We start from the raw sequence: 18,722 nt of genomic DNA on the forward strand, positions 1-18,722 counted from the left end.
ACGCCCCGCGCCCGGAAGGCCGGTTCGGCGGCGGGGCCGTGGACGTCACCGTCCATCTGCCGGCCATGACGAGCAGTCGGGGGCCGCTTCCTTCCACCGAGCGTGCCGGTGTCCGGCCGCGCCTGCGCCCGCCGGGGCGCGGCGCGCCTGAAGATTCCCGAGAAACCCGGCCCGGCGCCGATGAGTTCGGCGGGGCCGCACTGTCTGACCCCATGAAGCGACCACGAACCCCGAAGGAACCCCAGATGCGCACCCTGATCAGCACCGCCTTCATCTCCCTCGACGGCGTCGTGGACAGCCCCGGCGGCGAGCCCGGCTACCGCAACTCCGGCTGGACGTTCAAGGACGTCGAGTTCGTCCCCGAGGCGTACGAAATCAAGGACCGCGAGCAGAAGGAGTCGGCCGCGCTGCTGCTCGGCCGCACCAGCTACGAGGCGTTCAGCCCCGTGTGGCCGCGCATGGACGAGTTCGCCGAGTACAAGGTGATGCCCAAGTACGTCGTCTCGACCACGCTCACCGAGGACGACCTCGTCACGAACTGGGGCGAGACCACGATCCTGCGCTCCCTCGACGAGGTCGCCGCGCTCAAGGAGACCGAGGGCGGCCCGATCATCGTGCACGGCAGCGCCACCCTGAACCACGGCCTCGCCGACGCCGGTCTCATCGACCGCTACCACCTGCTCGTCTTCCCGCTGCTCCTCGGCGCGGGCAAGCGCCTCTTCAGCACCACGGACAAGGACACCCAGAAGCTGAAGCTGGTCGAGCACGAGGTGTACTCCAACGGCCTGCAGAAGAACGTCTTCGACGTCGTCCGCTAGGACGCGGGTCCGTCGGTCCGCGGGTCCGCAGGTCCGCAGGTCGCCGGTCCGCTCCGGGGCGCGCGGCACGGAATCCCGTTGCGGCGCGGCGACGCCGGCGACGATCCTCGCCGCATGGACACAGCCCAGAGCCACACCGTTCCTGACACCCGTATCGAGCTCGGCGAGGGGCTGGTGCTCCGCGCGTTCGAAGGGGAGAGGGACCTTCCGGAGTTGTGCCGGGTGACCGAGGAGTCGGTCGAGCACCTGCGGCCGTGGATGCCGTGGGTCGCGGAGCACAGCCCGGCCAGGACGGCCGAGTTCCTGGCCGGGCGGGCGGGGCGGTGGGTGCGTGGCGAGGAGTACAGCTACGCGGTGCTCCTCGACGGCGCCATCGTGGGCTCCTGCGGCCTCCACCGCCACGACGAGCACACCACCGCCGACACCCTGGAGATCGGCTACTGGCTCCATCCCGCCGCCACCGGCCGCGGCATCGCGACCCGCGCCGCCCGCGCCCTGACCGAGCAGGCCTTCCGCCTCCCGGGGATCGTGGCCGTCGAGGTCGTCCACGACGCCGCCAACACCCCCAGCGGCCTGGTCCCCGGCCGCCTCGGCTTCACCCGCCACCTCCAGCGGCCCCACACCCCCACCGCGCCCGCCGAGACCGGCCTCGACCAGGTCTGGCGCCTCACCCGCGAACAGTGGGCGGCGAGCGCCGGACCGCGGTGACGACCGGCGGCCGGTAGCCCTCGACGAACAGGAGTCGCCCTTCGCGGTGGTCCGCGGGTGGTGCATGATGGGCACCGGAGGGGATTTGAATGCGTTCAGAAACGTGGCAGCCGACCGTTCCGGACGACCGGTTCGGTGCCGTGGTCACCGCCGTCGCCACCGTGCTGTTCACCGAGGTGGTGATCGCGCTGATCGGCGCCCTCGCCTGGGGGCAGACGCAGGAGGGGCCGCTCTCCGGGGTCAACCCGATGGGGCTCGGCCTCCTTGTGGTGTTCTCGCCCTTCGTGATCGCCCTGCTCTACGTCCTCGGCGCCGTCCTGGCCGCGACCGTCGTGAAGCCGCTCCTCACCGCCGCCGCCTGGCTCGGCCGCCGCTTCTCGGGGCGGGAGGCGTGGTGGTGGGTGCCGGTGGCGGCCGCCGCCGGAGCCGTACCGCCGGTCCTCGCCGTGGCCGTACTCGCGGAGGCCGGGCCCCTCGCGGGCCTCGCCGGCTGGTTCGTCGCGACGGCCGCGCTCACCGCCCCCGCCCTCGTCGCCCGCCGGCTGCTGCTGCCCGAAAGCCCGAGCCGGCCGCGGCTCTCCGGCACCACCATGTTCTGGCGGATCACGCTGTACGGGACGCTCGCAGGCGTCAGCGCCTTCACCCTCGCCGGAATCGCCCTGTACGCCGGACTCGGCTACGAACCGCCGCGCCTGAACGCCGGACAGGTCGCCGGTACGTACTCCGACGGCCAGGGCGGCACGCTCACGCTCACCGCGGACGGCACGGCACGCACCACCGGCCTCGACACCTACAGCTATGCGAACCCCGACGGCCCCGAGGTCCGCGAATGCACCGGCACGGGCACCTGGAACCACGACCCCGCCGACGCCCCGCACATCCGGCACATCGACCTCACCGTCGCCACCTGCGCCGGGCCCCTCGACACCTTCGACGTCTACGGCACCCGCGAAGTCCCCAAGCTGTACGCCGTCCTGGGCGACCCCGACGACGGGAGGTTCTACATCCTGCGGCGCGTCGCGCCCTAAGGGGTGTCTACAGTCCTCTCCGTGGCGGATCACCGGAACGAGACCAAGGCGGCCTACGACGGCGTCGTCGAGCTGTACGCATCGCTGTTCGCGGACCCCCGCATGGAAGGGCAGCCGTTCGCGCGGGCCATGATCGGCACCTTCGCCGAGCTCGTCCGCGCGACGGACAACCGGCGCGTGGCGGACGTCGGTTGCGGCCCCGGCCACCTGACGGCCCTGCTGAACGAACTGGGCCTTGACGCCTTCGGCCTCGACCTCTCGCCCGGCATGATCGCCCACGCCCGGCGGGCCCACCCGGAACTGCGCTTCCAGGAGGCGCGGATGGAGGCCCTGCCGGTCGGGGACGGGGAGCTCGGCGGCGTACTCGCCCACTACTCGACGATCCACACCCCGCCGGAGGAACTGCCGGCGCTGCTCGCCGAGCAGGTACGCGCCCTGGCACCGGGCGGCCTCATCCTGGTGTCGTTCTTCGGGGCGCAGGGACCGGACGCCGGCCCGGTCCGCTTCGACCACAAGGTGACCCCCGCCTACGCCTGGACGCCCGACCGCCTCGCCGCCCTCCTCACGGCCGCCGGGCTCACCCCCTTCGCCCGCCTGCTCCACGACCCGGCCTCCGAACGCGGCTTCCTGGACGCCCACCTGCTGGCCCGCAGGCCGTAGGACGGCGTTATTGGATTGCCGACGGCGCGGGCGGTCGGATAGGACACGTACATGCTTACCGGCGGAAAGGTCGGGCTCCGCGCCCGGCACGAGGAAGACGTCCCGATCCTGCGGACCGAGCTGTACGACGACGTGGTGAACTCCGCGCGGGCGGAAGGCGGCCCGTGGCGGCCGGTGTCGCCCGGCGCGAAGGACGCGCGGCTCGCCGTGGACGACACGGAGCCGAGCCGGGTCCCGTTCTCCGTCGTCGAGCTGGAGGGCGGCACGCTGATCGGCAGCGCGAACCTCTGGGGCATCGACACCCACAACCGCTGCGCCCACATCGGCCTCGGCCTCCTCCCCTCCGCCCGCGGCAAGGGTTACGGCACCGACGTCGTCGCCGCCCTCTGCCACTACGGCTTCGTCGTCCGCGGCCTCCACCGGCTCCAGATCGAGACCCTCGCCGACAACCACGCCATGCTCCGCTCCGCCGAACGCAACGGCTTCACCCGCGAAGGCGTCCTCCGCTCCTCCGCCTGGGTCCTCGGTGAATTCCTCGACGAAGTCCTCCTCGGCCTGCTCGCCGAGGACTGGCACCCGAACACGAAGGTCTGAGTCATGACTTCCTCCGTCATCCACAACCGGCAGGCGATCCGCGTCCGTTCGACGCGCTGACCGTGCCGCCGGCGCCATCGCCGCCGGTACCGGGTCACCCGCCTGCCCTTCCCACCTCACCTCCGGATGACGAGGATCTTCAGCATGCGCGCAGACTCGCGCCCCACCTTCGTATTCCTTCACGGCGGCTCCAGCAACGCCCGGGCCTGGGGCCCGTTGCAGAACGAGCTGGCCCTGCTCGGGCACCGCTCCCACGCCGTCGACCTGCCGGGCCACGGCGACCTCGCCGACACTCCCGCCGCCTACTACCGACAGCCCCAGGACCTCGCGGCACTCGCCGCCGCGCCCTCCGCGCTGAGCGGTGTCACCCTGGGCGACAACGTCCGCCACGTGGTGGACACCCTCCGCCGGCTCGCCGGGTCCGGGCCGATCGTCCTGGTCGGCAACAGCCTCGGCGGCCTGACCGTCACCGCCGTCGCCAACGCCGTACCGGACCTGCTCCACCGGGTGGTCTACCTGTCCGCCCTCTGCCTCAGCGACCCGGCCATGCTGACCGAACCCTGGGGCGTCCCCGACGACAACCTGCTGGACGCGGCGGTCGCCCGGATCGCCGTGCCCGACGAGGGGGCACGCGGTCCGGGCGTCGCCCGGCTGAACTGGCGGGCCGCCCACGGCGACCCCGACCTCTTCGCGGCGCTGAAGGCCGCCGTCATGGCCGACTCCACGGATCACCAGTTCCGTCTGCTGCTCGACTCCCTCGACCCGGACGAGACGTACGCGGTGATGGAGCCGGCCGCGCTGGCCCAGCCGGACACCTGGGGGCGCGTACCGCACACGTACGTCCGCCTCTCCGCCGACCGCGGCCTCCCCCTCACCGTCCAGGACCACATGATCCGCAAGGCCGACGCCCTGACCCCGCACCGTCCCTTCGACGTCCACACCCTCCCGGCCTCGCACGTCGGCTACTTCAGCCGGCCCCGGATGTTCGCGGAACTGCTGGCCGGCCTCAGGTGAGGCGCACGGGCTCCAGTCGCAGCCGCCGGGCCGGCCAGGGGGCCGGCTCGGTGTCGCCGAACCACACGCGGACGTCCTCGCCGGTCCGGACGGGCAGGCGGGGGAAGTCATTCTCGGCGTGCTCGGTGCGGTGGAGCGCGTGGCCCGGCCCCAGATGGCGGGCGGCGTAGGCGTCGAAGCCCGCCGCCTCGGCGGGGTGACAGACGGTCGCGATCACCTCGCCCGCGCGCGGCTCCGGCGTGAAGCCGGGGCCGCGCAACAGCAGGACGTCATCACTGTCGATCATGGTGGCGTTGGCGACGTCGCGGTGCTCCAGCCAGACGGGCCCGCCGTAGAACGCCTCCAGGGCGCGGCGGCGGTGTGCCATGTCGGGGAAGGAGCGCAGCCAGACGAAGCGGTCCGGGTCGTCGAGGTCGCGAAAGCGGCCGCCGACGGTGATGCCGACGGCCTCCTGTCCGGTGACGAACTCGCGCTCGAAGAGCTCGATCAGCACCTCGCGGGTGCCGGGGTGCAGGGTGTACTGGCGAAGTTCCACGATGCTCATGTGCCGCAGGTTAGGGGCCATCCACTGACATCTCCTGTCAGTGGATGGCTCAGTGGATCCTGTCAGTGGATGGCGGCGATCCGCGGGCGGGTGGGCCGGCCCTCAGAGCACGGCCAGGCGGTCGACCAGGAGCCGGACCCGCGGTTCGGCGTCCTCGGGGAGGAGGCGGCCGGTTCGGGTGAGGGTCGCGAGGCCGTGGAGGGAGGACCAGAAGACCTCGGTGAAGAGACCTGGGGGGACGTCCTCGCCGGCGACTTCGGCGAGGGATTCGAGGAGGGCGGCGAAACCGTCCTTGAGGGGCTCGGGGGTGTCCTCCCGGGCGTAGGCGAGGCCGCCGTCGAGGGTGAACAGGGCGTCGTAGACCGCCGGGTGGCGCTCGGCGAAGTCGAGGTAGGCGTGGGCGAGGGCGGCGACCCGCTCGCGGGGGCCGTTCGCGGCGGAGGCCGCGGCCCGCACCGCGCCGGCCAGTTCGGCGGCGCCCTCCAGGGCGACGGCGCCGATGATCTCGCGCTTGCCCCGGAAGTGGCTGTAGAGGACGGGCTGGCTGTATTCGATGCGCTCGGCGAGCTTGCGGGTGGTGACCGCGTCCCAGCCCTGCTGCTCGGCGAGTTCGCGGGCCGTCGCCACGATGAGGCGCTCGCGCTCGGCCCGTTCGCGCTCCTTGCGTTCCTTTACCGACATACAGAAATTCTAGCACCGCTAGACAATCGAGCGATAGCAGCGCTAGCGTTGCCTCAACAGCTAGCAGCGCTAGATCTCGGAGGGATCGTCATGCTCAGCACGCTCCAGGTCGTCACCACCGTCGTCGTCGGACTGATGGTGGGGGTGGAGTTCTCCGTCCTCTTCGTCATGAACCGCATCCTCGACGCGCTCCCCGAGGACAGCCGCCAGCTCGGCCACGCCCACGGCGGCCGGATGCTCGGCGCCCTGATGCCCTTCTGGTACATCGGCTCGCTCGTCCTCAGCGCGATATGGGCCGTCGCCGGATGGGGCGACGGCGGCACCACGCTCGTCGTCACCGCCGCCGGACTCCTGGTCGTCAGCGTGCTCATGTCGGTGCTGCTGCTCGTCCCCATCAACAACCGCAACAAGACCTGGACCCCCGAGAACCGCCCCGCCGACTGGCAGGAGCAGCTGCAGCGCTGGCAGCGCTACCACTACGGCCGCGTCGCCGTCATCATCGCCGCCTTCACCCTGCTGGTCGCCGCCCTCGTCTGATCCAGGCACATGATCCGGGCACAGCCCCGCCACGCCACGCCTCACGTCGGGAGAAGAACCGTGTCGCTGAAGAAGATCAACACCGTGCTCGTCGCCGTCTTCGTACTCTTCATCCTCTCCTTCGGGACGCAGTACATCGTCAGCCCGGAGAGCATCGCGCCCGGCTACGGCCTCCCCAACTGGCCCCCCGGCGACGGCGGCGGCTTCCTGGTCGTCAAGGGAATCCGCGACGTCGTCATGGCCCTCGTCCTCGCCGCCCTGCTGATCACCGGCCAGCGCCGCGCACTGGCATGGGCGATGGTCGTCGAGGCCTTCGCCGCGTACGGCGACATGGCCAACATCCTCGCCCACCACGGCTCCGTGGCCACCGCCCTCGGCGTCCACTGCCTGACCGCGACCCTCATGGTCGTCAACGGCCTCATGCTGATGCGGGAGACCCGCGGCGCCGCGACCGCGGCCGCGGGGACGGCCGCCCCGCAGCCCGCCTAGGACCTGACCGCGAGGGCCGCCGGACGGATCCCGTCCAGGACCCGGACCGCGAGGGGCGCCGGACGGCGCCCGTCCAGGACCCGGACCGAGAGGGGCGCCGGACGGCGCCCCTCTCCTCCCCCGGTGCTACGCCCGGGGCGTGCCGTCCCATCGCCACTTCGTGAGGCGGGGGCGGCCTTCGAGGTCCGTGCGGCCGGTGACCCACAGGAGGGTCGGCCAAGGCTCCGTGGTCGACGGGGCGTCGGGGAAGAGGCGGGCGAGCACGCGGGCGCAGATGTCGGACGGCGGGGTCCAGTCGAGTCCCAGACCCTGGGCCAGGTCGTACGTGTGGACCACGGTCTCCACGATGCCCATCGCGGCGAAGCCCTCCGGGTCGGAGGCCCCGTAACAGTGGTGCGCGAGGGTCGTCGACGGCTTCGTGCGCGCCATCGCCACCAGCAGCGCGCCGCTCGCCTCAAGGACCTGGAGGAGTCCCTCCGGGCCGGCCGCGCGGTCGGCGTGGACGGCGTTCGCCGGGCCGCCGGGGCGCCGGCTCTCCCAGACGAACGGCACCTCCCCGGTCATCGGCGGCGCGGCGGGGCCGAGTTGTACGGCGTAGGCGAAGAGGTCGTCGCTGAGGTGCTCGACGGTCTCCCAGCAGTCCCACTCCAGGGAACCGGCCTTGACCTCCCAGGCCTCCCGCGGCGCCTCGGCCAGGGTCTGCACGGCGAGCCGTACGGAGAGTTCGAGGTCGTCCGCGGTGACGGGCTGCCTGGGTGCCTCGGTCTTGGGTGCTTGTGACATGGCAGGAACGTACCTGCTCCGCCGAGCCGCCCGCGGGTCCTTTTCAGGGGCGCGGCAGCGGCACGCCCCCCGCGCGGAGCCGGGCTTCGGTGAGGGCGGTGAGGCGGGCGGCGACCGGGGCCCGGTCGCCGCCGTGGTTGTCGATCAGGCGGTACTGGGCGGAGGCCTTGCTCCAGGCGCGGTGGGCGGCCGGGGTGCCCAGGAGGGCGGGGTGGGCGAGGTAGTGGTCGGCCATGGCGGTGGCGAGCTCCTCGATCCTCGGGTCGTCCGGTTCCCAGCTCTCGGCCTCGTGGCCGCGCTTGGCGAGGTCGACGTACCCGGGGTCGTCCAGGCGGTGTTCCAGCTGGTCCAGGAAGCCGTCGAAGCCCTCCGGCACCAGCACCCTGGCCAGGACCAGGGCCTCGCGCTGGGCGGCCACGTAGTCGGGGGCGAAACCGAGGCCGTGCATGCGGTCGAGGACCGCGCAGGCGCGCTCGGGCAGCAGGGCGCGGTCGCCCTCGGCGAGCCGGTGCAGCGTGTCGAGGCGGGCGGTCAGCTCCGCGATCCGTCCGGTGAGCTGCCGGGCGACGTCGGCGAGCGCGTCGGCGAACCCGCCGGCGTCGGCGTCGAGCAGGGGCCCGACCTCGGCCAGCGGCACCCCGGCGGCGGCCAGCGTCCGCACCTGTACGAGCCGCAGCAGCGCGTCCGAGCCGTAGCGCCGGTAGCCGGAGGTGTCACGCGGAGGCTCTTCGACCAGCCCCTGCTTGTGATAGTGCCGCACGGTCTTCACCGTGACGCCGACGAACTCCGCCGCCTGCCCGATCGTGACCCCGCCCGTCGTCCGCATGCGATTGCGCTCCCTTTCCTTCCGTTCCTTGCTTTCCATTCCGGTCCGGGGTCTGGTCCGGACTGGTCCGGTCCGACGTGACGTCAGGTGGCCCGGTCTCGAAGCGTACGGGGCCCGGGTGTTCAGGCCTCCGGCCCCGCCGGACCGGGCCGGCCGCCGCCGAACACCGCGGATACGAGCAGCTGTTGGGCGGTCTGGAAGGCGGGTGCCACGGACATGGCGGCGTCGTCCACGTAGGTCAGTCCGGCGGTCATGGTGGTGCGGCCGTCCGGCGTGCTGTACATCAGGGCCGCCGAGCCGATGGTGGCGCCGTTGTGGTGGAAGACGGTGCCGGCGCCCGGTCCCAGGTCCTGGGCGAACAGGCCGAGGCCGTAGCCGATCGTGGGCTCCGGGGTGCGCATCTCGGCGAGCGGTCCGGGCGGGAGGAGCCGGCCGGCCATCAGGGCGGAGAAGTAGGTGTGCAGGTCGCGGGTGGTCGAGATCATGTCGCCGCCGGCGGCGACCCAGGTGGGGTTGTGGCGGGTGACGTCGATCGTCCTGTCGTGTCCGGCAGCGTCGTCGTAGCGGTAGTAGCCGTGGTTGTGGGGCTCGGGGATCTCCGGCGAGGCGCCGGGCGCCACGGTGCCGGTGAGGCCGAGCGGGCCCGTGACCAGCCGCTGGAGCTCCTCGGCGAAGGTCCGGCCGGTGACGTTCTCGATCACCATGCGGGCGAGCACGTAGTTGGTGTTGGAGTAGCTCCAGCCGGAGCCCGGCTCGAACCGCGGCGGCTTGGACAGCGACAGGCGTACGAGCTCCTCGGGGCGGTAGGTGTGGAATCGCTTCTCCACCCACTCCTGGCCGCGCCAGGGGACGCCCGGAACGATCGTCCCGTCCTCGTACAGCTCGCCCGTGTGGCTGAAGACGCCGCTGGTGTGCTGCAGGAGCATGCGGACCGTGACGCGCCGGTCGAGGCCGACGCCGGGCAGGTGGTCGACGGCCGGGGTGTCCAGGCCGATCCGGCCCTCGGCCACGAGCAGGAGGACCACCGTCGCCACGAAGTTCTTGGTGCTGCTGCCGATGCGGAAGTGGCCGTCGGTGAGCGGCTCGGCGTCGGCGCCGAGACGGCGGGCTCCGGCGCTGCCGACCCACTCGCCGCGCTCGTCGTTGACGCGGAGCTGCACGCCGAGGAGTCCGGAGCCGGCGATCTCCTCGATCGCCTTCCGCAGCTCGGGGCGGTCCTGGTGCGGGGCGGGAAGGTCGATGGACATGGGGTTCCTCCGGATTCGCGGGGCCCGCTTCGGCAGCGGGCCGTTGCGATGAGCCTCCGGCCTGACCCAGGGTCAACCTCAAGGGTGACCTGGGTCACGGTGCGATGTCCGGTCCGTGTGGGTCTGCGTCCAGTCCGCGTGGGTCCGTGTGGGTCCGTGCGGCGGTCTCAGGGGGTGAGGAGGCCGGTGAGGAAGGGGGAGACGGCGGTGTGCCAGGCGGCGGGGTGTTCGTAGTGGAGGAGGTGGCCGGCGTCGGGGATCTCGGCGTAGGAGCCGTGCGGGAGGACGCGGACCATCTCCTGCGCTTCGGCGCGGCCGAGTTCGCCGTCGAGGCCGCGGAGTACGAGGGTGGGGCAGCGGACTTCGGCGAGGGAGTCCCAGTGGGCGTCGTGGACCCAGGTCTCGCGCGAGGTGAGCATGTGGGCGGGATCGAAGACGGGGTGCCAGCCGTCGGGGTGCCGCACCATGACCTCGGCGAAGAACGCGCCCCGGGCCGGGTTGGGCCGCTCGACCCACGGGTCGTCCTCGGCGAACCAGCGGCGGGCCGCTTCGAGCGTCGGGAAGGGGACCGGCCAGCGGCGGAACCAGTCCTGCCATTCGCGCTGCGAGGCCGCGCCGAGCGCCGAGGCCCGCATGTCGCAGATCACCAGCGCGCGGACCAGGTCCGGCCGCTCCGCCGCGAGCTGCCAGGCCGTCAGGGCGCCCATGCTGTGGCCGATGAGGGTGACCGGGCCGAGCCCGAGCTGCTCGATCGCGGCGGCCGCGTCGGCCACGTACGCCTCACGGGTGAACACACCGCCCGGCGGCCGGCCGCTGCGGCCGTGGCCACGCTGATCGAGCGCGACGACACGGGGCAGCGCGGCGCCTGCGGGGCGGTCGCCGGGGCCGGGCCGGCCGGGGTTCGGCACGCCCGTCAGGTGGGCGATGGCCGGGGACCAGTGGGCGGCATGGCCCATGAGGCCGTGGAGGAGTAAGACGCCGGGGCCGGTGGCCCCGGCGGTGAAGTCCCAGGCCGCCAGCCGTACGCCGTCGGCCCCGGTGACGTCGAGTCGTCGCGCCATGTCCCTGGCACCCCCTCTTTCCGTCGAACCTCGCCAGACTATCGAACTCGCATTCGAAAATGCGCTCCTGCCACCCAACACCCCTCGTTCGAGTGACAGGACTCAAGGATTGACTCCCGCTGCCGAGGGGAGATCTTCAACGGGAGGCGGACCGCTCGGGGAAAACGGTCCGAGGGGATTGACCTTGAGAGCTCGGGGCTCCAGGTCAGCACAGGGGAGGACAGGCCCCGGCGCCGGAAGGCGCCGGGGCCCTCTGTCGTCCGCTGCCCTCATGGCCCCACCCCCTCCACGCCCGGCTCCTACCAGCGTGGCACGGAGAGGGCGCGGGCGTGAGCATTCCGGCGTAAAACGGGGCGCGCGGGGGTGTGTTGACCTCTCCCGGGTCACAACACGCCTGGTCGATACGCCTTCGTGACCGGGTACCGCACAACCGGAGCACCCCCTCGCCGGTCAACAGGGCGTGCTGTCACCCCAGATACTCACGAAGGGCGTCGAGTCGGCCGTCCTCGAAGGCGACCGGCTCGTCGTCACGACGCCCGCCACGCGCAAGGAGATCCCCCTCGCCGTCATCCAGGAGGTGCGGCGGGACACCGGGACGACCCTCACCCTCGTCCTGACCGACGGCGCCCCGCACGCGATCGCGGGCGGCAACCCGACCGCCACCGAGCTGTTCCACACGGCCCTGACGGCCGCGCTCCCCGAGGAGCGGGACCCGGCCGGCAGCGCCCTGGTCACCGTCAAGGACGACCCCGGGGCGATTCCCTGGGGCAAGGTGTCCCTCTGGGCCACCGCCTTCGTGGCCGCGTACACCGGCTATGTGTGGTGGACCGCCGTCGCGCACGGCGGCGGGATGGCCGTGGTCGGTTTCTTCGGCGCGTCCGGGGCGATCATCGGCGGGCTCGGCGTCTTCTCCGTCGTGAGCATGCTGCGAGACCGGTGGGTGCTCCGGAAGCGCGGCATCACCGTCCGGGCCGACGCGACCTACTACCCGAACGGGAAGCGCTCGAAGTACTACAAGTACACCGACACCCACGGGAACGAGTACTCCCAGGAGGCGTCGAGCAACACCACCGAGCACATCCACGTCCTCTACGACCCGCAGCGCCCCGGCCTCCACGTCCAGCGGAAGTGGCTCCCCACCCTGATCACGCAGTACTTCTTCGGCTCGCTCACCGCGCTCGGCGTCCTCGCGCTCGGCCTGTGGGGAGTGCTGGCGCCGTACATCTGAGCCGTACGGGAGCGGGCGGTACGGGGAGGAGGGGCGTCCCTCCTTCCCGTACCGCCCGATCGCCCACGTCAGCGCTTCGCGTACGTCAGCGCTTCGCCTACGTCAGCGCTTCGCGACGAAGACGTGCGCCGCGACCTCGGCGTCCAGCTCGGCGGCCTCGCCGCTGCTGCCCACCAGGACGCCGCCCGGGGACTCCGAGACGGAGACGACGGAACCGGGCTGCACGCCGGCGCGGCGCAGGGTGTACATGAGCTGGGCGTCCGTCTGGATGGGCTCGCCGATCCGGCGGACGACGACGGTCTTGCCGCCACTCGCGTCCAGGTCGGCCAGGGAGACCATCGAGTCGTCCAGGAACGCCTCGGCCTCGGCCTTCTCGCCGAGCTCCTCAAGGCCCGGGATCGGGTTGCCGTACGGCGACTCCGTCGGGTGACGCAGCAGCTCCAGGACCCGCCGCTCGACGGCCTCGCTCATCACGTGCTCCCAGCGGCAGGCCTCCGCGTGGACCTGCTCCCACTCCAGGCCGATCACGTCGACGAGCAGACACTCGGCGAGCCGGTGCTTGCGCATGACGCGGGTGGCGAGGCGGCGGCCCTCGTCGGTGAGCTCCAGATGGCGGTCACTCGCCACGGCCACCAGGCCGTCCCGCTCCATCCGGGCCACCGTCTGGCTCACGGTCGGGCCGCTCTGGTCGAGCCGCTCCGCGATCCGGGCACGCATCGGGACCACACCTTCCTCCTCAAGCTCGAGGATGGTGCGGAGATACATCTCCGTTGTGTCGATAAGTCCGGACATACGTGCCCCTCGATGAGTCGTGCGCTGGCCCTCCACCAATTCTGACGCATCGGGCCGACAACCGGGCCGCACCGGGGTGAGACGGTATTGACAGAGCAATGGTCCAGACCGCACCGTGATCCGCGACCTCGACGAGTGCCACGACGACAGCCACGACGAGAAGGAGCCGCCGCCATGGGCGAGAGCAAGCTGGCCGGACAGTTCTTCGACGCCGCGATCCGCCTGCTCCAGCAGGTCCGCGACGAGGACTCCGCCGAGATCGCCGCCGCCGGGGCCGCGATCGCCGAGGCCGTCGAGAACGGCAACCGGCTCTTCGCCTTCGGGGCCGGCCACTCCTCCCTCGCCGCCCAGGACGTCGTCTACCGCGCCGGCGGCCTCGCCCTGATGAACCTGCTGGCCGTGCCGGGCGTCGTCGGCGTCGACGTCATGCCCGCGACGCTCGGCTCCGCCCTCGAACGCGTCGACGGCCTCGCCGGAGCCGTCCTCGACTCCTCCCCCGCCAGGGCCGGGGACGTCCTGATCATCATCTCCCTCTCCGGGCGCAACGCCCTGCCCGTCGAGATGGCCATGAACGCCCGCGCCCTCGGCCTCACCGTCATCGGCGTCACCTCCGTGGCCTACGCCACCGAGACGAAGTCACGCCACGTCTCCGGCAGCTACCTCAAGGACCACTGCGACATCGTCCTCGACTCCAGGATCGCCATCGGCGACGCCGAGCTCACCCACGAGGGCATCGAAGCCCCCTTCGCCCCCGCCTCCACCGTCGTCACCAGCGCCCTCATGCAGGCCACCATGGCCGCCGCCGCCGAAGACCTCGTCCGCCGCGGCATCGAGCCCCCGCTCCTCCGCTCCGGCAACGTCGACGGCGGCCACGAGTGGAACGGCCGCGTCATGACCGAGTACGGCGACCGCATCTTCTTCCGCCACTAGGCCCGGCCCGGTCCCTGACCCCGGGGTCAGGCGCTCTCGATCACCTGGGTGACGCGGGTGAAGCCCTCGGCGCCGTATCCGCGGTCGACGGCGCGCTGGGCGAGGGCCTCCACGGCGCGCATGACCGTGGTGTCGAGGCCGTGCGCCTCGGAGGCGTGGACGACGTGGGACATGGTGGAGAGGCCCGAGGTGAGGGGGTTGATCCGGCCGGAGTAGGTGCCGCTGTCCACGTCGTCGGCCCATTCCTCGAAGAGGGGCGGGAGGATCGCCGCGATGCCCTGGGCGAACGGGGCGAGCTCGCGGGCGGAGATCCCCTCGGCCCGGGCGACCGCGAGGGCGTGGACGTAGCCGGCCATGGACGTCCAGAAGACGTCGAGCAGCGCGACGTCATAGGCGGCCGCGCGGCCGATGTCCTCGCCGAGGTGGGTGTGGACGCCGCCGAGGGCGTCGAGGACGGCCCGGTGCTCGGCGTAGAGCGGCTCGGGGCCGCTGTGGAGGAAGACCCCGGCGGGCGTACCGATGGTCGGCGCCGGCGTCATGATCGCGCCGTCCAGGTAGCCGATGCCGTGATCGGCCGCCCAGTCTCCGGTGTCGCGCGCCCGCTCCGGGACGTCGGCACTCAGGTTCACCAGGGTCCGCCCCTTCAGGGCGCTCGCGACCGCGGGCTCCCTGAGGACGGAGTCCGTGGCGTCGTAGTTGACCAGGCAGATGACCGTCAGCGGGCTCGCGGCGACCGCCTCCTCCGCGCTCCCGGCCAGGACGGCACCCCGCCGGAGGAGATCGCCCTCACGGCCGGGGGTGCGGTTCCAGACGGTGGTCCGGACGCCGGCGTCGAGGAAGGCGCCGGCGAGAGCCTGGCCCATCGGGCCGAGCCCGAGCACGGTGACGGAGGCCTGGACGTCGGGACGGGCGTCGGGACGGGCGTCAGGGCCGGCGTCGGTACGGGCTTCGGGGCGGGAAGAAGGCATGGTTGAACTCCCTTGCACATGGGTGAGGTAGAGAAGAAGTGGCCGTCGGGACGAGAGGGACGCGTATGACACGCCTCAGGGCGCAGGACACGGAGGTCTGCGGGGTGACGGCGGCGATCGCCGTGATCGACGGCAAGTGGAAGACGTCGTTGCTGTGGCGGCTCGAACCCGGGCCGCTGCGGCCCGGCGAACTGCGCCGCCTGCTGCCCGGGATCAGCGAGAAGGTGCTGACACAGGCGCTGCGCGAGATGGAGACGGACGGCCTGGTGCACCGCGAGGTGCACGACGTGCTGCCGCCGAAGACCGTGTACTCGCTGACGGAGTACGGGCTCGAACTGTCGGTGCTGCTCGGCCCGTTGTCGGACTGGGGCCATCGCAGGATCGACCGGATGACGGAAGCGGCCGCCGCCTCCTAGGCCCCGTCGTCGTCCTCTCGTCCGGGCCACCACCAGGTTCTCCCGGGCGCCCTGACCCGTACAAGTACCCACAAAAAAGTGGGTGTACGGGCGGGGCGGCGGCTACCCCCGGTCGCCGAAGTCGCCGAGGTCCAGGAGGGCGGCGACGCGGGCCGCGACGGTCTCGCCGAAGACGACGTCCTCGCGCTCGAAGGGGGCACGGCAGGAGGCGCGGAGGAAGGTGAGGACGCCCACGGTCGCGCCGCGGGAGCGGAGGACCAGGCAGAGGGCGTGGGCGGCGTCGGCGGGCCACTGGTGGGCCTCGGCCCAGACCTCTGCGGTACGGCCGGCGGTGGCGCGGACGGTGCCGAGGCGGTCCCAGGCCTGCAGGGCGGGATGCCGGGGGCCGTAACGGAGCGGGATGCCGCCGCCGACGACGGGCGAGGCCGGTCCCGGGGCGGAGCCCGCAGGGGTGGCGAGCGCGCGGGTGAGGCGGCGCTCGCCGGCGGGCCGGTCGACGAGCGCGTGGTCGGCGAAGCCGGCGAGGGCGAAGTCGAGGAGGACGGTGGCGGCCTCGCCGGGGTCCTCGCACTCGGCCGCGGCGGCGCCCGCCCGGTGCAGCTGGCTCCAGCGGAACCGCATCCGGTCGGCCTCGCGCGCCGCGAGCCGCTCCTCCGTCACGTCCTGGAAGAGCCACGCCACCCCGAGCGGCACGGGCTCCTCCGCCATCGGCGACGGCAGCAGCAGGAACCCGCTGCGCCAGCACCGGCGCCGCTCGCCCTTCGCCGTCCGCAGCGTCACCCACACCTCGGCGGGCGCGGAGGGCGTCCCGGTCGCCAGAACGTGCTGGAACGCCGCCTCCAGCTCCTCGGCGCCGTGGACGACCACATCACCGAGCGGCCGCCCCAGCAGCGCCGTACGCCCGGTCCCGAAGGCGCGCGCCGCGTGGGCGTTGACCATGGCGGGCCGCAGGTCCGCGTCGACGAGCACGACCCCCCAGGACGCGTCGTCGAAGAGCGCCTCGCTCAAGGCGACGGACCGCTCCAGGTCGAGCTGCACGTGAACCTCGCTGAAGGCGCAGTACACGCCCACCGGCTCCCCGTCCGCCCCCCGCACCCCCGCCGCCTGGCTCCGCACGAGCACCCGCCCGCCGTCCTTCCGCAGCAGCACGAACTCGTGAACCTGCCGCCCCGGCCCCTTCATCGCCCCCATCAGCCGGCCCAGCGTCTCCTCGGCATCCGCACTCCGCGCCGCCCACCCGCCGAACCCGCGCCTCCCGATCGCCTCCCCCGGCGACCAGCCGAGAATCCGCGCGGCCTCCCTGTTCCAGTGCGTCACCGTCCCGTCCGAGTCGAACGCGCACAACGCCGCGTCCATCCCGTCCAACAACGCCGCCAGCAGATCTCCCCCCGCCCCCGGAACAGAAGCGGTCTCACTCGCCGACCCCGTGAAGGCACTCATCCGGCACTCCCCCCATGCTGCGGCCATTCAACTGGAACGTGACGCAGAGCACACCACCTTCATCGAAATCACTGCGCGGGAGATACGGACACCAGGGACGCCGCCCACACCCTCGAACCCACCGCCAGAACCACCACCCCATCTCGGATTGTGACCGGGAGTTGCGCCTATTGCGGCACCGACGGGGTCCCGTTGACCGTCGACCACGTCCGGGCGCGCGCCCGGGGCGGCACCGATCGCACCTCGAACCTGCTCCTCGCCTGCGTACCCTGCAATCAGGCCAAAGCCGCCCGCCCGGTCGAGGAGTTCCTGGCCGACCGGCCCGAGGTCCTGGCCCGTGTCCTCGCCCGGCTGCGCCCTCCTGCGGTGACGCGGCCGCCATGAACGCGACGCGGGCGCGGCTTGCCGCCCTGCTCGTGGAGACGGGCCTGCCGGTGTACTTCTGGCCGGCGTCCGTGACCTCGGCCAACCGCGTCTCCGCGGCTCTGCCGAAGTCCCACACACTCGACGCGCTCTCGGTCGGGCCACTCGACCCGGGTGCGGAGCACGCCGTGGTCCGCCACCCGGCCTCCGTCTACGTCTTCACGGCGGCGGGTCGCGGGTCCTACGCCCGCACGACCCCGGACCGGTACGGCTTTCCGCGGCTGGTCCGGCCGCGGAAGAAGCGGCACCAGGGGTTCGCGAGCGGGGATCTCGTGCGGGCCACCGTGGCGAAGGGGCGTTGGGCGGGGGTCTGGACCGGCCGGGTCTCGGTCCGCAGTACAGGGCGGCACAGTGTCGCCACGCCTCTCGGGCGGTTCAACGCCTCGCACGAGAACCTACGCCTGCTCCAGCGGGCCGACGGGTTCACGTACGCGTGGCGGCCCGAAGCCGAACCCACCGGATAAATCGGTTGAGCTCTCCACCCGGCGTTCGTAACGTGTGAGCCACGCATGAAAGGAGGTGATCCGGAAGTGATTTCTTACCGGACCAGCGAGGTGACTGCGGGCTAAGGCCTGCCGTCGCACTCTGTGCACCTCGGCAGGCCGAACTGCCGAAGAACAACGCAGTCACCCGACCGTGAGTCGCCGGTAAGTCCGGCCGGCTCCTGTCCGAACCTAGGCGGACAGGACCAGACTCACGGTCGTCTGCGTTTCCGGAGCTCCCGCCGGACCCTTCCCGTCAGGACCCTTCCGTCAGGGTGCGAGGCGGTCGACGGTCCAGGTTTCGCCGTGGCGGGTGTAGCGGAGGCGGTCGTGGAGGCGGTTTTCGTGGCCTTGCCAGAACTCGACGGTGTCGGGGATGACGCGGATGCCGCCCCAGTCGGGGGGGACGGGGACTTGTTCGGGGTCGGGGTAGCGGGCGGCGAGTTCGTCGTAGCGGGCGAGGAGATCGGCGCGGGAGGGGATGACGGTGGACTGGGGGCTGGCCCAGGCGCCGAGTTGGGAGCCGTGGGGGCGGGTGCGGAAGTAGGCGACGGTCTCGTCGCGGCCGGTGTGGACGGCGCGGCCGGTCACGATGACCTGGCGGGCGAGCGGGTGCCAGGGGAAGAGCAGGGAGACGTGGGGGTTGGCCGCGAGCTCCTGGCCCTTGCGGGAGCCGTAGTTGGTGAAGAAGACGAAGCCGGCCTCGTCGTAGTGCTTGAGGAGGACCGTCCGGGAGGACGGGCGTCCTTCGGGGGTCGCGGTGGAGACGATCATCGCGTTGGGCTCGTGGATCGCCGGGTTCGCGGCGGTCTCCTTGAACCAGCGGCCGAACTGGTCGATCGGTTCGGGTGCGAGGTCGGCCGCGAGGAGCTCCGTGGTGCGGTACTGCTCGCGCATGTCGGCGGGGTCCAGGGCGTCGGTCACAGGGTCATCCTGCCGCAGGGGCCGAGTCTGCCCGGCACGGCGTGGGACCAATCCTTTGTCGCCGGGTCGGCGCAGTGTGCCGGATGTCACCTTTCCCCGCATCATCGAAACCGTACAGACTCTTCCGCT

General features: G+C 72.3%; 23 protein-coding genes. 13 read left to right on the forward strand and 10 right to left on the reverse strand.

Features of this window, described 5'->3' with window-relative positions; all coding sequences use genetic code 11:
* Nucleotides 1-245: 245 nt before the first annotated feature.
* From ACZ7G1_RS31150 to ACZ7G1_RS31175, 6 genes are all read left to right on the forward strand, one after another.
* Nucleotides 246-818, forward strand: a complete 573-nt coding sequence (locus ACZ7G1_RS31150; RefSeq protein WP_470877093.1) for a dihydrofolate reductase family protein — start codon at nucleotides 246-248, stop codon at nucleotides 816-818.
* A 114-nt stretch (nucleotides 819-932) separates the two neighbouring features.
* A complete protein-coding gene (locus tag ACZ7G1_RS31155) occupies nucleotides 933-1,526 on the forward strand; it encodes a GNAT family N-acetyltransferase (RefSeq protein WP_470876751.1) in 594 nt (197 codons plus the stop codon).
* An 89-nt stretch (nucleotides 1,527-1,615) separates the two neighbouring features.
* Nucleotides 1,616-2,554: a hypothetical protein gene (locus ACZ7G1_RS31160; protein ID WP_470876750.1), complete on the forward strand. Its 939-nt coding sequence runs from the start codon at nucleotides 1,616-1,618 to the stop codon at nucleotides 2,552-2,554.
* A gap of 21 nt (nucleotides 2,555-2,575) precedes the next feature.
* Complete coding sequence (locus tag ACZ7G1_RS31165) at nucleotides 2,576-3,214, forward strand: class I SAM-dependent methyltransferase (protein ID WP_470876748.1); 639 nt, start codon at nucleotides 2,576-2,578, stop codon at nucleotides 3,212-3,214.
* Between the two features lie 51 nt (nucleotides 3,215-3,265).
* Nucleotides 3,266-3,808: a GNAT family N-acetyltransferase gene (locus ACZ7G1_RS31170; RefSeq protein ID WP_470876746.1), complete on the forward strand. Its 543-nt coding sequence runs from the start codon at nucleotides 3,266-3,268 to the stop codon at nucleotides 3,806-3,808.
* 144 nt (nucleotides 3,809-3,952) lie between these two features.
* Nucleotides 3,953-4,822 (forward strand): alpha/beta hydrolase, encoded by an 870-nt coding sequence (locus tag ACZ7G1_RS31175; protein WP_470876744.1) that lies wholly within the window; start codon nucleotides 3,953-3,955, stop codon nucleotides 4,820-4,822.
* Here ACZ7G1_RS31175 and ACZ7G1_RS31180 read toward each other — a convergent pair.
* Nucleotides 4,815-5,366, reverse strand: coding sequence for an NIPSNAP family protein (locus ACZ7G1_RS31180; protein ID WP_470876742.1), 552 nt, complete (start codon nucleotides 5,364-5,366; stop codon nucleotides 4,815-4,817). The two genes, ACZ7G1_RS31175 and ACZ7G1_RS31180, sit on opposite strands and share 8 nt — an antisense overlap.
* Nucleotides 5,367-5,468: 102 nt before the next feature.
* Entirely contained in the window at nucleotides 5,469-6,047 is a 579-nt protein-coding gene (locus tag ACZ7G1_RS31185; RefSeq protein ID WP_470876740.1) for a TetR/AcrR family transcriptional regulator, read from the reverse strand.
* Nucleotides 6,048-6,137: 90 nt separating this feature from the next.
* Between ACZ7G1_RS31185 and ACZ7G1_RS31190 the strand changes: the two genes are divergently transcribed.
* Nucleotides 6,138-6,584: an anthrone oxygenase family protein gene (locus ACZ7G1_RS31190; protein WP_470876738.1), complete on the forward strand. Its 447-nt coding sequence runs from the start codon at nucleotides 6,138-6,140 to the stop codon at nucleotides 6,582-6,584.
* 60 nt (nucleotides 6,585-6,644) lie between these two features.
* Entirely contained in the window at nucleotides 6,645-7,073 is a 429-nt protein-coding gene (locus ACZ7G1_RS31195; RefSeq protein WP_470876736.1) for a DUF4267 domain-containing protein, read from the forward strand.
* Nucleotides 7,074-7,199: 126 nt separating this feature from the next.
* Here ACZ7G1_RS31195 and ACZ7G1_RS31200 read toward each other — a convergent pair whose 3' ends face one another.
* The 4 genes from ACZ7G1_RS31200 to ACZ7G1_RS31215 all read right to left on the reverse strand — a co-directional run bounded on the left by ACZ7G1_RS31200 (nucleotide 7,200) and on the right by ACZ7G1_RS31215 (nucleotide 10,990).
* Complete coding sequence (locus ACZ7G1_RS31200; RefSeq protein ID WP_470876734.1) at nucleotides 7,200-7,856, reverse strand: maleylpyruvate isomerase mycothiol-dependent enzyme family protein; 657 nt, start codon at nucleotides 7,854-7,856, stop codon at nucleotides 7,200-7,202.
* 43 nt (nucleotides 7,857-7,899) lie between these two features.
* Nucleotides 7,900-8,682, reverse strand: a complete 783-nt coding sequence (locus ACZ7G1_RS31205) for a MerR family transcriptional regulator (RefSeq protein ID WP_470876732.1) — start codon at nucleotides 8,680-8,682, stop codon at nucleotides 7,900-7,902.
* Between the two features lie 122 nt (nucleotides 8,683-8,804).
* The gene (locus ACZ7G1_RS31210; protein WP_470876730.1) at nucleotides 8,805-9,929 is read right to left on the reverse strand and encodes a serine hydrolase domain-containing protein; all 1,125 of its coding nucleotides are present in this window, start codon (nucleotides 9,927-9,929) and stop codon (nucleotides 8,805-8,807) included.
* Nucleotides 9,930-10,096: 167 nt separating this feature from the next.
* A complete protein-coding gene (locus ACZ7G1_RS31215) occupies nucleotides 10,097-10,990 on the reverse strand; it encodes an alpha/beta fold hydrolase (RefSeq protein WP_470876728.1) in 894 nt (297 codons plus the stop codon).
* Between the two features lie 460 nt (nucleotides 10,991-11,450).
* On the opposite strand from ACZ7G1_RS31215, the gene ACZ7G1_RS31220 reads away from it, so the two are divergent.
* The gene (locus tag ACZ7G1_RS31220; protein ID WP_470876726.1) at nucleotides 11,451-12,218 is read left to right on the forward strand and encodes a hypothetical protein; all 768 of its coding nucleotides are present in this window, start codon (nucleotides 11,451-11,453) and stop codon (nucleotides 12,216-12,218) included.
* Between the two features lie 102 nt (nucleotides 12,219-12,320).
* On the opposite strand, the gene ACZ7G1_RS31225 is transcribed toward ACZ7G1_RS31220, so the two are convergent.
* Nucleotides 12,321-13,010, reverse strand: a complete 690-nt coding sequence (locus ACZ7G1_RS31225) for a metal-dependent transcriptional regulator (protein WP_053644941.1) — start codon at nucleotides 13,008-13,010, stop codon at nucleotides 12,321-12,323.
* Nucleotides 13,011-13,184: 174 nt separating this feature from the next.
* On the opposite strand from ACZ7G1_RS31225, the gene ACZ7G1_RS31230 reads away from it, so the two are divergent.
* Nucleotides 13,185-13,940, forward strand: a complete 756-nt coding sequence (locus ACZ7G1_RS31230; RefSeq protein WP_470876724.1) for an SIS domain-containing protein — start codon at nucleotides 13,185-13,187, stop codon at nucleotides 13,938-13,940.
* Nucleotides 13,941-13,966: 26 nt separating this feature from the next.
* Here the strand turns inward: ACZ7G1_RS31230 and ACZ7G1_RS31235 are convergent, their stop codons facing one another.
* Entirely contained in the window at nucleotides 13,967-14,803 is an 837-nt protein-coding gene (locus tag ACZ7G1_RS31235) for an NAD(P)-dependent oxidoreductase (RefSeq protein ID WP_470877092.1), read from the reverse strand.
* Nucleotides 14,804-14,973: 170 nt separating this feature from the next.
* On the opposite strand from ACZ7G1_RS31235, the gene ACZ7G1_RS31240 reads away from it, so the two are divergent.
* A complete protein-coding gene (locus ACZ7G1_RS31240) occupies nucleotides 14,974-15,324 on the forward strand; it encodes a winged helix-turn-helix transcriptional regulator (RefSeq protein WP_470876722.1) in 351 nt (116 codons plus the stop codon).
* A 102-nt stretch (nucleotides 15,325-15,426) separates the two neighbouring features.
* On the opposite strand, the gene ACZ7G1_RS31245 is transcribed toward ACZ7G1_RS31240, so the two are convergent.
* Nucleotides 15,427-16,764 carry a PAS domain-containing protein gene (locus ACZ7G1_RS31245; protein WP_470876720.1) on the reverse strand — a complete coding sequence of 446 codons (1,338 nt, stop codon included), beginning with the start codon at nucleotides 16,762-16,764 and terminating at the stop codon, nucleotides 15,427-15,429.
* 150 nt (nucleotides 16,765-16,914) lie between these two features.
* Here ACZ7G1_RS31245 and ACZ7G1_RS31250 point away from each other — a divergent pair, with 150 nt between their 5' ends.
* The gene (locus ACZ7G1_RS31250) at nucleotides 16,915-17,148 is read left to right on the forward strand and encodes an HNH endonuclease (RefSeq protein ID WP_470876718.1); all 234 of its coding nucleotides are present in this window, start codon (nucleotides 16,915-16,917) and stop codon (nucleotides 17,146-17,148) included.
* The gene (locus ACZ7G1_RS31255) at nucleotides 17,145-17,651 is read left to right on the forward strand and encodes a hypothetical protein (protein WP_470876716.1); all 507 of its coding nucleotides are present in this window, start codon (nucleotides 17,145-17,147) and stop codon (nucleotides 17,649-17,651) included. Before ACZ7G1_RS31250 ends, ACZ7G1_RS31255 begins: the two co-directional genes overlap by 4 nt.
* 288 nt (nucleotides 17,652-17,939) lie before the next feature.
* Here ACZ7G1_RS31255 and pdxH read toward each other — a convergent pair whose 3' ends face one another.
* Nucleotides 17,940-18,566, reverse strand: a complete 627-nt coding sequence (gene pdxH, locus ACZ7G1_RS31260) for a pyridoxamine 5'-phosphate oxidase (RefSeq protein ID WP_470877091.1) — start codon at nucleotides 18,564-18,566, stop codon at nucleotides 17,940-17,942.
* Nucleotides 18,567-18,722: the final 156 nt, after the last annotated feature.

Source organism: Streptomyces sp. NPDC037273 (genome assembly GCF_055603625.1).